The organism is Pseudomonas iranensis, from assembly GCF_014268585.2.
Lineage (GTDB): Bacteria > Pseudomonadota > Gammaproteobacteria > Pseudomonadales > Pseudomonadaceae > Aquipseudomonas > Aquipseudomonas iranensis.
This window is the reverse complement of record NZ_CP077092.1, coordinates 1,723,140-1,738,005: the sequence shown is the minus strand read 5'-3', so window position 1 is coordinate 1,738,005 and position 14,866 is coordinate 1,723,140. Positions and strand designations below refer to the sequence as shown.

The following is a 14,866-nucleotide window of genomic DNA, read 5'->3' as shown; positions in this document are numbered from 1 at the left end:
TCGCGGGTCAGACCGGGTCGTTGCGTCGCAGCAACTCTTCGGGCAAGTGCTCGATGTACTCGTCCTCGGCCGGTGGCATCTGCAGGTGATAGCCCTGCTTGTCGAGGTTTTCCAGAACCACGGTGATGTCTTCGCTGGCCAGCTTGCGCTCGGGCGACAGCACCAGATCGAAGGAATGCTTCGCTTTGCCGAAAGCCGTCATCAGCGCATCCGGCACGCGCTCGAGCGCATCGCTCTTGAGCACGTAGAGATACATGCCGCTGCGCTTGGAGCTTTGGTAGATGGAGCAAATACGTTTCAAGGCTGTTCTCCGGCGGTGGCCAGGCTGTCGAGCAGCTTCTGGCCGAGCAATTCGCGGCGCCAGCCACGCAGCGAATCGGGCAATTGGTAAGGACCCTCGGGGAAGCCGCTTTTGACCAGGGCTTCGAGGGTTTTCTTGCGCAGCATCAGTTCCGGGGCAATACCCAGGCGTTCGGCCTCGGCCTGACCCAGCGCGCGCAGTTGTTTGATCAACGCAGCGGCTTCGATCGGCAACGGCTCGGGCACTGCCGGCGGCCATTGATCCGGCCCCACACTGCCAGAGCGCTTGATCAGATCAAGCAGAAACTGCCCGTCCTGACGTACGGTACGCGGGTGCATGTCTTCGATCTTGCCCAGCGCCGCGAGGTTATCCGGCTGCGTGCGGGCCAGGGGCCACAGCGAGTGTTCCCGGACGATGCGGTTGCGCGGCAGGTCGCGGGCGCGGGCTTCTTTTTCGCGCCAGGCGCACAGTTCACGCAGCACGGCGAGTTGCGCTCGGGACAGCTTCCACGCCAGTTTCGCCTCGCGATAGACCTCGTACGGATCGGTCTCGCGGCGCAGGTTGGCAACCAGTTCGGCGCCATCCTCCAGCACCCAGGCGAACTTGTCGGCGGACAGCTTGGGCCGCAACTCGACGAACACCTCAGCCAGATGCACGGCGTCTTCGGCGGCATAGCTGATCTGGGTATCGGACAGCGGGCGCTGCAACCAGTCGGAGCGGGTTTCGCCCTTGGGCAGGTCGATGCCGAGCACTTCCTGCACCAGACGCGAATAGCCCATCGAGAAGCCGAGGTTCAGGTAAGCGGCGGCCAGTTGCGTGTCGAACAACGGCGCCGGCAGGCTGCCGGTCAGGCGCAACAGCACTTCGAGGTCTTCGCTGCAGGCGTGCAGGACTTTCAGCACCGCCGGGTTCTCCAGCAACGCGGCCAGCGGTTGCCAGGCGTTGATGGTAAGCGGGTCGATCAGGTAGGCGCGTTTGCCGTCGCCGATCTGCAACAGGCCGGCAATCGGGTAGAAGGTGTCGACCCGCATGAATTCGGTGTCGAGGGCAACGAACGGCAGCTGCTGCCACTCGGCGCAAAACTGCGCGAGGCTTTCGTTGTCGCGAATCCAGTGAATATCGATAGCCACACGGCTCTCCCTTGAAGAATGGCGCGCAGTATATATCGCCACCGACGATTTACGCGCCTTTGAAGGGCAAGAGCTGTAAGGAAATGTCTTGCCTGTCAGCAAGAATAGTCTGACAGCAGAAACAGAAAGGCCCGTCGCATTGGCGCGACGGGCAGGAAACACTTCACTGCTTGGCCAACACGCCGTCGATCACCGCGCCGCGACAACCGGCAAACATGTCCAGCGCCGGCTGATACACGCTGCTGCGCACTTCCAGCAGGCCGAGCATCGAGTGAAACAGATTGTCCTGGCTCAGCGGTTTGTCCCGGCTCAGTTGCAGGCAATGGGTGTCGACCGAGTAGGCTTTCTGATAGCTGTCAGAGAACCACGCCAGCATCGCTACATGCTTCTGTTGCTCGGGCGCCAGCATATAAGGCGTGCCGTGCAGAAACAGGTTGTACTCGCCCAGCGATTCGCCGTGGTCCGACAGATAGAGCATGGCGGTGTCGACTTTGTCCTGATTGCTGCGCAGCACATCGATCAGGCTCGCCAGCACATGGTCGGTGTAGACCAAGGTGTTGTCGTAACCGTTGACGATACTTTCGCGGCTGCAATTGTTCAGCGCGTTACTTTCACAGACCGGAGTGAAGTGTTCGTACTCCTTGGGATAACGCTTGAAGTAGTCCGGGCCATGACTGCCCATCTGGTGCAGAACCAGCACGGTGTCCTTGTCCAGATGATCGATGAAACTTTGCAGGCCTTGCAGGAGAATTTCATCGCGACATTCGCTGTTGGCGCATAACGCAGGGTCCTGCAACTTGCTGACATCCTGCACCGTGACGCGGTCGCAAGTGCCTTTGCAGCCGGACTGGTTATCGCGCCAGATCACATCGATGCCGGCACGCTTGAGCACATCGAGCAAGCCTTCTTCATTCTTGGCCTTGCTGGCGTTGTAATCCTTGCGACCCATATTGGAGAACATGCACGGTACCGAAACTGCGGTTTCCGTGCCGCAGGAATGCACGTCAGTAAAAGCGATCAGGCCAGCCTCTTTGTCCAGTTGCGGGGTGGTGTCGCGGTCATAACCGAGAATGCCGAAGTTCTGCGCCCGCGCACTCTCCCCCACCACCAGCACCGTGAGGGATTTGCGTGGCTGTAGCTGCAGGTCGGGATTGCGCTGGGCATCTTCGCCGATCTTGATGAACGGCTGCTGTGCCGAGACCACTTGCTCTTGCAGATAACCAATGGATGCGCCGATGTAATTGCTCGGCACCAGCATCAGGCGAATTTCGTGGTGATTGCGAAACAGCGACGACAAGCCTTGATAGTTGGCCAATGCGACAATACCGATCACCGCCGCCGAGGCAACATTGACAACAACTTTGCTGAACAACTCGCGATGCCAGCGCCGATAACTGACCGGAACTTTCCACAACAACAAACAAGGCAGGACACCCAGCAAAAGAATATAAGCAAACAACTTCAATGAGAGCAGATCACGCACTTCCGTCACGTTGGTCTCGGCAAAGTTGCGCAACATGCCGGCATCGATCATCACGCCATATTGGCTCATGAAGTAAGCCACGCCGGCGCTGACTAAAAACAACAGGGTCAACAGTGGTTTAAGCAGTGGCCGGAAAGCGAATAACGTCAGCACGATATTGAACGCGGCAAAGATCATCACGCCAAACGCCACGCGCATGGCGATGCCCTTGCCATCGGCGGCGGTGATCTCGAACAGATGTTGCCAAAGCACCAGATTGAAACCGAGCAATAAAAAGGCGCTGGCAAACAACGTCACCCATTCCGGGCGCACGGCTTTTAACTTCAACATGATGAGTGACTGTTCCTGAAAGAAGAGCCTCGTCAAGTGTGAAAATTTCATTCACCGAGGCATGCCAAACTTTAGGCAGCCATGGATCAATTTTTCGTGAAAAAGATGCTAATGATTAGTTGCCTCGGAGTACGAACGTGAAAGTTTGCGAGTATTTGAGAATGGTTCAGGTTTTATTCAGTTTCAGGCACTTCGCAATGTCCTCTGTGGGAGCGAGCCTGCTCGCGAAAGCGCAATGTCAGCAAATGAATGTTTGTCTGGAGGAACGCATTCGCGAGCAGGCTCACTCCTACATCGGGACAGGGGTGTTATCGAGTTTTTAGGTCTGGCCCGGGGTTTTCTGATTTGCCGATGCGCGCGACGCGACGCCTAATCATCAGCCTCCCGACTCAAAGGCCTGCTGATGAATCACACCCGCCCCGCCGCTTGGCTGATGCTCGCGATCATCCTTGTCGCACTTAATCTGCGCCCCTCAATGGCAGCCATCGGGCCGCTGCTGTCGGCGATCCGTGGCGATATACCGTTGAGCTTCACGCTTGCCTCTCTGCTGACGATGCTGCCGGTGATGGCCATGGGACTGGCGATGTTTTTCGGCCTGAGCATCGGCCAGCGCCTGGGCGACCGACGCACGGTGCTGCTGTCGCTGTTGATCATCGGGCTGGCGAGCGTGTCACGGCTGTTTATCGATTCGGCGATCGAGCTGATCTTCAGCGCGATGCTGGCCGGCATTGGCATAGCCCTGATTCAGGCATTGATGCCGGCGCTGATCAAATCGCGCTTTGCTGACAACGTGGCGTTATGCATGGGCGTCTACGTCACGTCAATCATGGGCGGCGCGGCGATTGCCGCCTCGTTCGCGCCACTGGTGATGGTGCAGGCCGGCAGCTGGCGCGTGGGGCTGGCCATCTGGGCGGTGTTGGCATTGGTCGCGTTGCTGGTCTGGTGTTTGCAGCCCGCGCAAGCCATATCAAGGGGGACCCGGCGGGAGTCCTTCATCACCCGCCCGCGCGCCTGGTTGCTGGCGATGTTCTTTGGCCTCGGTACGGCGTCCTACACCTGCGTCCTCGCCTGGCTTGCCCCGTATTACGTGGAAAAAGGCTGGAGTGAACAGAACGCCGGGCTGCTGTTGGGTTTTCTTACAGCGATGGAGGTCATTTCCGGCCTGGCAGTGCCGGCGATCGCCAATCGCAGCCGTGATCGACGCGGGATATTGGCGGTTCTGCTGTCGCTGATCATCGGCGGTTTCTGCGGGCTGATACTCGTCCCGCAATATTTGGCCCTGCTGTGGCCCTGTCTGTTGGGCCTGGGGATTGGCGGTCTGTTTCCGATGAGCCTGATCGTCGCGCTGGATCATTACGAAGAGCCGCAGCGTGCCGGTGGCCTGACCGCGTTTGTACAGGGGATCGGTTATCTGATCGCCGGCCTCTCGCCGCTGTTGGCAGGGATGATTCGCGATCGGCTGGGCAATTTCGAAGGCGCGTGGTGGGCGTTGACGGCGATGATGGTGATCATGCTGCTGATGGTGATGCGCTTCGACCCTCGCCACTACGCGCGCCACTTGCCTCGCCCGGGCTAGAGGCCTCTGGCCATCTTTTGCGCACGAGATTGGCAACGTCGTGTTGCTAAAAGTTTCTGTCCCACATGTGTCCGTGAAATGTCCTACAAGGGTTTCTCCTGGCACCATCGTTCCGTTAGGATCGTACGCACACGTTTGCGCGAATTCTGCGCAAGGGGGCACAGCGAGACGGAACTCATGCTGAACAGTAATTTGCTTCGCAAGCTCGACATGCAGGACTTGATGGTATTCGTCGCCGTGTACGAGCAGAGCAGTGTCACCGATGTCTCGGAAACCCTGTTCGTCAGCCAGTCCACCGTCAGTTATTGCCTGAAGAAACTGCGCACCAGTTTCGAAGACGAACTGTTCATCAACACCCGCACCGGCATGCGCCCGACCTACAAGGCTTGCAGCATGTACGGCCACGTGCAGAAGATCATCGAAAGCATCAATCTCTGCCACGCCGGTGCCCCGGCCTTCGACCCGAGCCGGCAGGCGGTGACTTTCAACATTTGCGCACCGGAATACTTCGAACAACTGATTCTGCCGCGACTGTTGAAGCGCTTCGACTTCGACGATTTGCCGGTGATGGTCAACATGCACAAGTTTGAAACCGACGTTCCGGCCGAAGAGTTGCGCGACGGCAGCCTCGATCTGGTGATCAGTTTCGGCCCGCACTTTCACCGCCAGCATGCGGATCTGAAATCACGGATGTTGCTTGAAGATGACCTGGTCTGCGTCTTCGACAAACGCGCCACGCCACTCGAACCGCGGTTGAGCCTGCAAGCATTCACCGAACGTCGGCATGTGTTCCCGACGCCGTGGACTTCAAGCACCAACATGGTCGACGGCTGGCTGGCGCGGCAGGCGCAGAAACGCCAGATCGTCGCGCGCTCGAACAGCTACAGCGCCGCGTTGAAGATGATCACCGGCACCGATTTCATCCTCACCCTGCCCCGGCGTATCCAGCGTTTGCTGACCAACGACGCGGTGTTCAACCACTGCGAGGCGCCCAATGGCTTGCCGGGTTTCACCCTCGACATGCAGTGGAGCCAGAACGCCGATCAGGACAGCGCCAACGTCTGGCTGCGCGAACAGGTGATTCAAGTGTGCAGCGAGCTGGAAAACGCCTGAGCGTCAGACGCCGATCGCAGCTTTGCTGTAGGACTCGCGATCGATGTCGAGCAGTTCGACACACAGTTGCACTTCGAGCCCGGCCGGCCATTCGCAGAGTTCCTGCAACACTGCCAGCAGACTTTGCGAGAGCTGCTTCTTGATCTCCGCCGAGCGCCCGCTGAGCAAGGCCAGCTTCACATGGACGAAGGCACGCTCGCCTTGCGCCGTGCCGACCTTGAAGTTGTCGATCTTGATCGCGCGGCTCTTGATATCGAACTCTGCGCCGAACTGACCGGAACCGACCAGCGTGTTGTTGAGCCGAATCAGGGCGATGTCAGCGTTCAACTGCGTCAGGTTGGCGGTGTATTCCATGTGCAGGTGTGGCATTGCGGATCTCCAGTCGGTGGGTGCGGGGGGCGTACATATACCACAATCACACAGCGTCATTTGTGGGAGCGAGCCTGCTCGCGAAAGCGTCCTTTCAGGTTGCACATCTGCGCCTGCCGAACCGCTTCGCGAGCAGGCTCGCTCCCACAGGGTTGCGTGGTGCTTGTCAGGACGGAATCAGCGGCCGTTCACTCATGAACGCTTCGAGCCGCGAGCGCAGCCAGCGTTCGGCCGGGTCGCTGTCGACGTGGCTGAGCCAGACCATCGACAGGTCCAGTGTCGGCGTCTTGAACGGAAACGGTTCCTGGAACAGCGCCCCGGACGCCGCCATCGCCGCTGCGGTGTAATCCGGCAGGCTGGCGATCAGGTCGGTGCCGGCCAGCAACGCCGGCAGTGCGCTGTATTGCGGCACCGACAACACCACCTGCCGCGTGCGGCCCAGCTCCGCCAGCCACTCATCGGCGTAGCCACTGACATTGGCGGTGTGCGACACCAGCACATGCGGACGAGCGCAATATTCGTCGAGGGTCAGTGGTGTAGCAGAGGCATCGGCGCGCAGGATGCTCGGCTGGATGTGCCGCAGCAGTTTGCGTTTGGCGTTGGCCGGCAGGCCCCGGGTCTGGCTGATGCCGACGGTGATATCGCCGGCAGCGAGCAGGTCGGGAATGCGCCAGTAATCGACATGCTGCACCACGAACACCACGTTCGGCGCCTCTTGACGCAATGCGCGCAACAGCGGCGGCAGCAGGCCGAATTCGACGTCATCGGACAGGCCGATGCGAAAGGTCATGGTGCTGGTGGCGGGATCGAAATCGCGGGTCAGGCTCAGCGCCGCCGACAGTGAATCCAGTGCCGGTTTGAGATGGCGGTAAATGTCTTCGGCGCGGGCCGTCGGTTCCATGCGATGGCCGACGCGGATGAACAGCGGATCATTGAGCATCGTGCGCAAACGGTTGAGTGCCGAACTGATGGTCGGCTGGCCAAGAAACAGCTTCTCCGCTGCGCGGGTCACATTGCGTTCCAGCATCAGGGTCTCGAACACCACCATCAGGTTGATGTCGGCCTTGCGTAGTTCATTGCGGTTCATCCATTGCCCCTGCTCCCGGAATAGCGGCAGTGTAGAAAGGCCTTGGGGATGCCGTCCATAAACGTTTATGCGGCGGCTTTTGCAGAAACATCCGCGAACGATTGGAAACAAATCCGCGATAGCCAAAAAAAACCGCTGCGCTAGGCTTGCGTCGATGCGCCACAGAGGTTGGCGCGCCTATCAATCGCAGGGAGCGAACCCATGTATTTCGAAATCTACCGACAAACCCGCGGCACCCCGAGCTCTGGCAAAGGTCAATGGCGCTGGCGTCTGCGCGCGCGCAACCACGAGACGGTGGCCAGCGGCGAGTCGTATGTGAACAAGGCCGATTGCCTGCACGTGATCAACGTGATCAAAGCCGTACAGGGCGAGACGCCAATCAAGGAAATTTGAGCGAGACCCTTTTCATCGGCGACGCGGCACCGTCTGTCGCTCTTCAAAGCGTTTATTTGAATGCTTGTCAGCGGTGTTCATCAAAGGTGCATGTACTGCAATTTTTGCTGCCATGCACCCAAGGATTTCAGCCATGTCCCATGAGCACCGCTACCTCATCAGTTTCATCGTCGACAACCAGCCGCAAAGCCGCACGCTGATCCACGATGGCGACACCCTTGATCCCGGTCTCGCGGAAACCCTGGTCAAGACCGCTTTCCCTGAATTGAAAACCGCTTCACTGAGCGACGTGCAGGTACAGAAACGCACCAGGCCCGATGAAGGCGACAATGTCCCTGGCCACTATCAGCAGCCATGAGCCGTGCCGGGCCCGCCACTATTTCTTAGAGGCTGCGGAGGTTATGCACCATGAAATCATTCGTCGCGATCTGCTTGGCGATGCTGGCTATGAGTATTCAGCCTGGCCATGCGGACACTATTGATGCCTTCATCGAAGAGGCGGCGCAGCAAAGCCTGTTCCAGAGCAACAGTTCGCGCATCGCGCTGGAAAAGGCCAGCCTGCCCGAGGTCAAAGCGTTCGCCAGCCAAATGATCGCCGACAACGAGCGTTTCGATAAGCAAATCCGGCAACTGGGGCAAAGCCAGCATATGGCGGTTCCCGCCGAGCCCTCGATGGCATCCAAAGCCAAGCAGCTACGCCTTGAATCAAGGGACGACGCCTTCGACCGCATCTACATCGACAGCCAGGCCGAAACCCTCGAGCAAAAGCTGATGCTGTTCAAGAAAGAAGCCATGTCATCGCAAAATCCGCAGCTCAAAGCCTTCGCTCAATCCGCTTTGCCAAGCATTGAAGAACAGGCGAAAACCGCCCGCGGTCTACAGGAAAAGCTCAAACCCTCCGCCGGTGCACTGACGCCGCCCAAGCCCTAGATCGAGTCCGCACAGCACGGTTCAAGGAGAAACCATGTCGACATCGCCCTGGTGGAAACACGCAGTCATCTATCAGGTTTACCCGCGCTCCTTCGCCGACGCCAACGGTGACGGCATTGGTGATCTGCCCGGCCTGATCGCTCGGCTCGATTACCTCAAGGCGCTGGGCATCGACGCATTGTGGCTGTCGCCGGTGTACCGATCGCCGATGGTCGATGCCGGCTATGACATTAGCGATTACACCGACATCGATCCGCTGTTCGGCCATCTCGCCGATCTCGACAACCTGATTTCACAAGCGCACAACCGTGGCATCAAGGTGCTGATGGATTTCGTGCCCAATCACACTTCCGATCAGCATCCGTGGTTCATCGAATCCCGCGCCAGCCGCGACAGTCGCAAGCGCGACTGGTACATCTGGCGAGATCAACCGAACAACTGGCGCGCCTCGATCGATGGCGGCAGTGCCTGGAGCTGGGACGAAGGCAGCCAGCAATACTATTTGCACTTCTTTTTGCCGCAACAGCCGGATCTCAACTGGCATAACCCCGAAGTCGTGCAGGCCATGCACGAGGTGCTGCGGTTCTGGCTGGATCGCGGCGTCGATGGCTTCCGGATCGATGTGGTGCATTGCGTCGGCAAGGATCCGACGTTCGCCGATGATCCGCGCTGCCTGGCCGGCGAAACCATGGTGCAGATCAATGATCAGCCGTACAGCCATGAAGTGCTGCGTGGGTTGCGCCGTCTGGTCGACGGCTACCCCGGCGACCGCGTGCTGATCGGCGAAGTGAACATCCGTTCCACCGCTCGGGTGGCCGCGTACTACGGCGCCAGCGATGAACTGCATATGTCGTTCAATTTTCCGCCCCTGGATGCACCTTGGGATCCAGTGGTGTTTCGCCTGTGCATTCGCGACGTGGAAAACCTTCTTGGGGCGCAGTCAGCGTGGCCGACGTGGGCCTTGTCCAACCATGACAACCGACGCATCCGCAGTCGTTACGGTGGCTCTCTGCGCAGGGCGCGGGCGGCCGCGGTGATGCTGCTGACCCTGCGTGGCACGCCGTTCATTTTTCAGGGCGACGAGCTGGCCTTGGAGGACACCGTGGTCGAAGCGCAAACTCGCGTGGACCCCGGCGGCCGCGATGGCAGTCGCGGGCCGATTCCCTGGGCTGCCGATCCGCCACACGGCTGGAGCGGGTCCGCGCCGTGGCTGCCCTTCCCGCCGGACGCCGCCGATCTGGCGGTGCAGGTGCAACAAGGCTCAACCAAATCAACGCTCACGCTGTATCGCCAATTGCTCGATTGCCGCCGCAAGAGTGAAGCGTTGCGTCTGGGCGACTGGCAGGAATTGCCGTCACACCCGCAAGTGCTGGCGTATCGGCGTCACTGCACGGGAGACGAACGGATTGTCTGCATCAATTTCGACCAGCGCGAACACAGCTTTCCAATGTCCGGTCGTTGGCGGGTCGACGTCGCCAGTGACACCGTTGCCGCAGACCAGCCCTTCAACGGAATGCTGGCACCGGAACAAGCGCTGATCCTGCGCCCGGCCGAGGGCTCAACATGAGCGCCGACTGGTATCGCAGAACCCTGATCTATCAGATTGATCCATCACTGTTCCTCGACAGCAACGGCGACGGCTGCGGTGACTTGCGCGGAGTCATCGACCGACTCGACTACCTGCAGACAATGGGCGTCGGCACGCTGTGGCTGTTACCGATTTTCGCTTCGCCATTTCGCGATGCCGGGTATGACATCAGTGATCATCGACAGCTCGAGCCGCGCTTCGGCAGCGAAGAGGATTGGCGCCTGTTGCTCAGGGAGGCGGGCAAGCGCGGCATACGTATAGTGCTGGAACTGGTTTTGCAAAACACCAGCAATCAGCACCCGTGGTTTGTTCAAGCACGGCGTGATCGGCATAGTCGCTATCGTGATTACTACATCTGGTCGGATCAGCCAGTGGACGATGGTAACCAGCCTATTTTCCCGTCGGTGGAGGACAGCATCTGGCAGTGGGATGAACAGGCCGGGCAGTTTTACCGCCATTTGTTCTATCGCCATGAACCTGACTTGAATCTGGCCAATCCGGCGGTGGTCGCGGAAATCGAGCAGATCATGGGCTATTGGCTCGACCTGGGTGTGGCAGGTTTTCGCCTGGACGCAGCGTCCCATGCGGTGGAACAGGCTGGTGGTGGCGACGAGGAACAAGGTGTCTGGCTGCTGGAGCGCTTGTCGACGCTGGCGCGGCGGATCAATCCCGAATGCGTGCTGATGGGCGAAGTCGATGTCGAGCCGGAGCGCTTCGTCCATTACTTCGGTGACGGCAACCGCCTGGCTTTGGCGCTGGATTTCTGGGTCAATAATCACCTGTTCCTGGCCTTGGCTCGCGGTCAGGCCGAACCGCTGATCCGTGCCCTGCACCGGCGCCCGACACCGCCCGATGGCGCCAGTTATGCCGTGTGGCTGCGCAACCATGATGAGCTGGATCTGGAACGTTTGACCGAGCGCGAGCGCAAGGAAGTCATGGAAGTGTTCGCACCGGATCCGCACATGCGCGCTTACGGTCGCGGGATCCGGCGTCGCCTGGCGCCGATGCTGCGCGGCGACGTTGCTCATCAGGCCCTGGCCCAGGCATTGCTGGCGTCGCTGCCCGGCACGCCGATTCTGCGTTACGGCGAAGAAATCGGCATGGGCGATGACTTGCGACGCCCGGAAAGACTCTCGGTGCGTACGCCGATGCAGTGGTCAGCCGAGCGCAACGCCGGGTTTTCAACCGCCGCGTCAGCCAGGCTGGCCGCACCGATAATCGACCAAGGGCCGTTCGCTTTTGCGCAACTCAACGTCGTCGCGCAGCAAGCGGATGATCTATCGCTGCTGAGTCGCTGCCGGCGCATTCTGCAAGCGCGCGCGAACCTTGCTGAAGTCGGCGAAGGCCAATGGCAAATTCTCGACAGCGGTCATCCGGCAGTATTCGCAATCGTGCACCGCGCGCAATCGTCCTCGGTCATGATCTGCAATCTCAGCGGTAAACCGGTGCGCCTCGGCGACGAGCTCAATGCCACGTTGAAAGGCTATGAACCGATACTCGCAGACCGCAATCATGCCGCCGCCGAGCACGAGAGTCTGACCCTGGCCGGCTTCGGCTATCGCTGGTTTCGCCGGCAACCGTCAGAGCTGTAGAAGCACCACGGCCACGAGGCCGGCGATCAGCGCAGACACCGCAAGCACTTGCGTCGAGGTCAAGGCCAGCGCCGCATCCCTGGAACGGCCGACGAAGCGGCCGCGAATCTGATGCCGATCCGGCTGCGCTTCGAACAGGTTGTCCGGGTGCTCGTTGTCTTCAGGCTCATTGGTCTGCTGACCGGACCAGGCGGCGCGCGCCATCAGGCGGTCGAGCAAACCCGGCATGACCGACTGGCCGACAATCGCTTTGATCGTCGACCACCCTAGCCACAACTCTCGCGGCGGATGCTTTACCACACTGAAAATTGCCCGTGCTGCCACGTCGGGGTCGTGAATCGGTGGCACCGGTTGGGGACGCTTGGGCAATTTGTTGCGGGCCCAATCGAACTGCGGGGTATTGATCGCCGGCAATTGCACCATGCACACGCGAATATGGCTGCGCTCATGCAGCAACTCACAGCGCAATGAATCAGTAAAACCGCGCACAGCGAACTTCGCCCCGCAATAGGCGGCCTGCAACGGAATGGCGCGATAGGCCAGTGCCGAGCCGACCTGGATGATCAGGCCCTTGTTGCGCGGACGCATCAACGACAGCGCCGCCAAGGTGCCATGAACCGTGCCGAGATAGGTCACCTGAGTGACGCGCTCGATCTCGGCGGCGGACAATTGTTCTATCGGCGCAAGCACCGTGACCATCGCCGCGTTGACCCAGACCGCCAACGGCCCAAGTGCGGTTTCCAGTTGCTGGGCGGCCTGCTGCACGGCGAGCGCATCGGCGACATCGACGCTAACGGTTTCAACCTGAACGCCATACGCTTGCAGCTCCTCTTGCGTGGCGGCCAGTCCCGCCGGATCACGCGCCAACAGGCCGATACGGTAGCCGCCAGCGGCAAACCGGTGAGCCACCGCACGCCCGACGCCGGCACTGGCGCCACTTATCACCACCAAAGGTTGCTCCTGCATGGATCGCCCTCCCTGACCTCAGTCAATCGGTCCGATATTGATCATCAGGTCTTCGCCCAGTCCTTGCACCTTGGCCAGTACGTCCACCGGCGTCTCGCTGGAAAAATGCACGACATAGCCCATGCCGCTGCCGTCATCTTCGATTGCACTGACCCACGACTCCACCTCGTCAGCATCCAGCCCCAGCGCCTGGCCGAACTGGCGGTTGCGGTGATCGGAATCGGTTTCGTCCATCGGATAATCGCTCATCGCCAACATCTCCTCGGGGATCGTCCCCTCACTGGTTGTTCAATGTGGTCTTAAGGATGGACGCCGAACGTTCGCTGACAGTTCGTTTTTTCAGCCGAGCATCGAGCGCAGCTTGCGCAGCAGATCCACCGGCGCGTAGGGCTTGGCGATCAATTCGAACTCATTGTCAGCCAGCTCATTGGGCGTCGACTTGTCCGCGCAGTAGCCGGTCGTCAGCAGGATTTTCATGGCCGGATAGCGCTGGCTGATTTCTCGCGCCAGTGCCAGCCCGTTCATCTCACCGGGCATGACCAGATCGGTGAAGACCAGCTCAAATTCGCTACTCTGCAACATCGCCAGCGCCTCGCTCGCGTCTGCAGCGATGGTGGTCCGGTAACCCTGTTCGGACAGTACGAAGCGCGCCAGTTCAGCGACTTCGGCGCGATCCTCGACGATCAGGATGCGCTCCGTGCCCTTGAGGTTTTCTGCGGTTTCAGTGGAGCCAGGTGCCGATAGCTGACTGTCATCCGCCGGGAAGAACAGGCGCACCGTGGTGCCGAGCCCCGGCGTCGATTCGATTTTGACCACACCGCCGGATTGCTTGACGAAGCCATAGACCATCGATAGCCCGAGGCCAGCGCCGCTACCTTCCTCTTTCGTGGTGTAGAACGGCTCCATGACCTTGTCGAGATCGTCGGCGGCAATGCCCACGCCGTTATCGGCGATCGCGATGCAGACGTAACGCCCCGCCGCCACTCCGCTCTGATGCGGATCGGTCGCGTCCGGGACAACGACGTTGCGGGTCTGCACGGTGATCACCGGCTGTTGCTGCTGCCCCAACGCATCGCGGGCATTGGACAGCAGATGATTCAGTGCCATCTCGGCCTGCGCCGGGTCGAGCCGGCAGTTCCACAAGTCCTCGGCCAGTTCGAATCGCGGTTCCAGATCGGCGGATTCATGCGACGGCAGCGCAGAGCGCTCAAGCAAGGCATTGAGATTGATCACCCGGCCTTCGAGCCGTTGTCGGCGGGAGAACGCCAGCAGATGCTGAGTCAGCAGGCGCGCTTTTTCCGCCGCCGCACGGGCGTGACCGGCGCCTACCACGATACGCTGCGGATCGATGCTCGGCCGCTTGGCGGTATGCTGGATCAGCTCGATGTAGCCGATCATCACTTGCAGCAGATTGTTGAAATCGTGGGCGATGCCACCGGTCAACTGGCCCAGCGCTTCCATGTTCTCGCTGTAGCGCAGGCCGTCCTCGGCGTCGCGTCGGCGGCTGACGTCCATTTGCGAGGCGAAGAAATACACCAGTTGCCCGCGCTCGTTGAATAGTGGCGCGATAAACAGCTCGTTCCAGAACGACGAGCCATCCTTGCGATAGTTGAGTACCTCCACGCAGGTTTCGTGTTGATGTTTCAGCGCTTGCTTGACCTGTTGCAAGACGGAACGATCAGTCTGCTCGCCTTGCAGAAACCTGCAGTTGCGCCCGAGCACTTCTTCCAGCTCGTAGCCGCTGAGTTCAAGAAACGCATTGTTGGCAAAAATGATGGGATCGTCGGGCTGCGCTGGATCGGTGACAATCATGGCCATGCGGCTGACCTGCACCGCCGCGAAAAACACATCTTTGCGTTCTTGCGAAAGGGTCGCCGCATCGGCGCGGTCGACGATCGGCCTGGATTTTCTGGGCAAGTTGACCTCCGCTAAGTGACTCCGTTTCGCTGTGACCATCATCAGCGAGCGAAGTGCCAAGGCCGCACACCGCAACGGCGGGTGTCCGATG

General features: G+C 60.1%; 15 protein-coding genes. 7 read left to right on the top strand and 8 right to left on the bottom strand.

Translation table 11 applies throughout. The annotated features are described in order from the left end of the window. Positions 1-7: 7 nt before the first annotated feature. From HU724_RS07670 to HU724_RS07660, 3 genes are all read right to left on the bottom strand, one after another. The gene (locus HU724_RS07670) at positions 8-301 is read right to left on the bottom strand and encodes a YcgL domain-containing protein (RefSeq protein WP_016771234.1); all 294 of its coding nucleotides are present in this window, start codon (positions 299-301) and stop codon (positions 8-10) included. Further along, on the bottom strand, positions 298-1,431 hold the full coding sequence (rnd, locus tag HU724_RS07665; RefSeq protein ID WP_130902066.1) for a ribonuclease D: 1,134 nt from the start codon (positions 1,429-1,431) through the stop codon (positions 298-300). Before rnd ends, HU724_RS07670 begins: the two co-directional genes overlap by 4 nt. A gap of 163 nt (positions 1,432-1,594) precedes the next feature. Then, positions 1,595-3,244: a phosphoethanolamine transferase gene (locus HU724_RS07660; RefSeq protein WP_186568354.1), complete on the bottom strand. Its 1,650-nt coding sequence runs from the start codon at positions 3,242-3,244 to the stop codon at positions 1,595-1,597. A gap of 403 nt (positions 3,245-3,647) precedes the next feature. On the opposite strand from HU724_RS07660, the gene HU724_RS07655 reads away from it, so the two are divergent. Both HU724_RS07655 and HU724_RS07650 read left to right on the top strand, forming a co-directional pair. Continuing rightward, complete coding sequence (locus HU724_RS07655) at positions 3,648-4,820, top strand: cyanate transporter (protein ID WP_186568352.1); 1,173 nt, start codon at positions 3,648-3,650, stop codon at positions 4,818-4,820. 177 nt (positions 4,821-4,997) lie between these two features. Beyond that, positions 4,998-5,933: a LysR family transcriptional regulator gene (locus tag HU724_RS07650; RefSeq protein WP_073472928.1), complete on the top strand. Its 936-nt coding sequence runs from the start codon at positions 4,998-5,000 to the stop codon at positions 5,931-5,933. A 3-nt stretch (positions 5,934-5,936) separates the two neighbouring features. Here HU724_RS07650 and HU724_RS07645 read toward each other — a convergent pair whose 3' ends face one another. Next, positions 5,937-6,302: a 5-carboxymethyl-2-hydroxymuconate Delta-isomerase gene (locus HU724_RS07645; protein ID WP_016771238.1), complete on the bottom strand. Its 366-nt coding sequence runs from the start codon at positions 6,300-6,302 to the stop codon at positions 5,937-5,939. Between the two features lie 166 nt (positions 6,303-6,468). Beyond that, entirely contained in the window at positions 6,469-7,389 is a 921-nt protein-coding gene (locus HU724_RS07640) for a LysR substrate-binding domain-containing protein (protein WP_133335260.1), read from the bottom strand. Positions 7,390-7,590: 201 nt separating this feature from the next. Between HU724_RS07640 and HU724_RS07635 the strand changes: the two genes are divergently transcribed. The 5 genes from HU724_RS07635 (at position 7,591) to HU724_RS07615 (ending at position 11,892) form a co-directional block, all read left to right on the top strand. Continuing rightward, positions 7,591-7,782 carry a YegP family protein gene (locus HU724_RS07635; protein ID WP_186568350.1) on the top strand — a complete coding sequence of 64 codons (192 nt, stop codon included), beginning with the start codon at positions 7,591-7,593 and terminating at the stop codon, positions 7,780-7,782. 133 nt (positions 7,783-7,915) lie between these two features. Further along, positions 7,916-8,140: a hypothetical protein gene (locus HU724_RS07630; RefSeq protein ID WP_186568348.1), complete on the top strand. Its 225-nt coding sequence runs from the start codon at positions 7,916-7,918 to the stop codon at positions 8,138-8,140. 50 nt (positions 8,141-8,190) lie between these two features. Further along, positions 8,191-8,712, top strand: a complete 522-nt coding sequence (locus HU724_RS07625) for a DUF4142 domain-containing protein (RefSeq protein WP_186568346.1) — start codon at positions 8,191-8,193, stop codon at positions 8,710-8,712. 34 nt (positions 8,713-8,746) lie between these two features. Continuing rightward, a complete protein-coding gene (locus HU724_RS07620) occupies positions 8,747-10,279 on the top strand; it encodes an alpha-amylase family glycosyl hydrolase (protein ID WP_186568345.1) in 1,533 nt (510 codons plus the stop codon). Continuing rightward, on the top strand, positions 10,276-11,892 hold the full coding sequence (locus HU724_RS07615) for an alpha-amylase family protein (protein WP_186568343.1): 1,617 nt from the start codon (positions 10,276-10,278) through the stop codon (positions 11,890-11,892). Before HU724_RS07620 ends, HU724_RS07615 begins: the two co-directional genes overlap by 4 nt. Here the strand turns inward: HU724_RS07615 and HU724_RS07610 are convergent. The 3 genes from HU724_RS07610 to HU724_RS07600 form a co-directional block, all read right to left on the bottom strand. Continuing rightward, the gene (locus HU724_RS07610; protein WP_186568341.1) at positions 11,881-12,858 is read right to left on the bottom strand and encodes an SDR family oxidoreductase; all 978 of its coding nucleotides are present in this window, start codon (positions 12,856-12,858) and stop codon (positions 11,881-11,883) included. The genes HU724_RS07615 and HU724_RS07610 overlap by 12 nt on opposite strands. A gap of 18 nt (positions 12,859-12,876) precedes the next feature. Then, positions 12,877-13,107, bottom strand: coding sequence for a hypothetical protein (locus HU724_RS07605; RefSeq protein WP_186568339.1), 231 nt, complete (start codon positions 13,105-13,107; stop codon positions 12,877-12,879). A 90-nt stretch (positions 13,108-13,197) separates the two neighbouring features. Beyond that, positions 13,198-14,775, bottom strand: coding sequence for a histidine kinase famiy protein (locus HU724_RS07600; protein ID WP_225927672.1), 1,578 nt, complete (start codon positions 14,773-14,775; stop codon positions 13,198-13,200). Positions 14,776-14,866 lie beyond the last annotated feature (91 nt).

Excerpts from the sequence above, each read along its gene's own strand:
- HU724_RS07645 (WP_016771238.1), bottom strand. The coding sequence starts at position 6,302 with ATGCCACACCTGCACATGGAATACACCGCCAACCTGACGCAGTTGAAC.
- HU724_RS07640 (WP_133335260.1), bottom strand. The coding sequence starts at position 7,389 with ATGAACCGCAATGAACTACGCAAGGCCGACATCAACCTGATGGTGGTG.
- HU724_RS07620 (WP_186568345.1), top strand. The coding sequence starts at position 8,747 with ATGTCGACATCGCCCTGGTGGAAACACGCAGTCATCTATCAGGTTTAC.
- HU724_RS07625 (WP_186568346.1), top strand. The coding sequence starts at position 8,191 with ATGAAATCATTCGTCGCGATCTGCTTGGCGATGCTGGCTATGAGTATT.
- HU724_RS07655 (WP_186568352.1), top strand. The coding sequence starts at position 3,648 with ATGAATCACACCCGCCCCGCCGCTTGGCTGATGCTCGCGATCATCCTT.
- HU724_RS07615 (WP_186568343.1), top strand. The coding sequence starts at position 10,276 with ATGAGCGCCGACTGGTATCGCAGAACCCTGATCTATCAGATTGATCCA.
- HU724_RS07650 (WP_073472928.1), top strand. The coding sequence starts at position 4,998 with ATGCTGAACAGTAATTTGCTTCGCAAGCTCGACATGCAGGACTTGATG.
- HU724_RS07610 (WP_186568341.1), bottom strand. The coding sequence starts at position 12,858 with ATGCAGGAGCAACCTTTGGTGGTGATAAGTGGCGCCAGTGCCGGCGTC.
- HU724_RS07635 (WP_186568350.1), top strand. The coding sequence starts at position 7,591 with ATGTATTTCGAAATCTACCGACAAACCCGCGGCACCCCGAGCTCTGGC.
- HU724_RS07605 (WP_186568339.1), bottom strand. The coding sequence starts at position 13,107 with ATGAGCGATTATCCGATGGACGAAACCGATTCCGATCACCGCAACCGC.
- HU724_RS07660 (WP_186568354.1), bottom strand. The coding sequence starts at position 3,244 with ATGTTGAAGTTAAAAGCCGTGCGCCCGGAATGGGTGACGTTGTTTGCC.
- HU724_RS07630 (WP_186568348.1), top strand. The coding sequence starts at position 7,916 with ATGTCCCATGAGCACCGCTACCTCATCAGTTTCATCGTCGACAACCAG.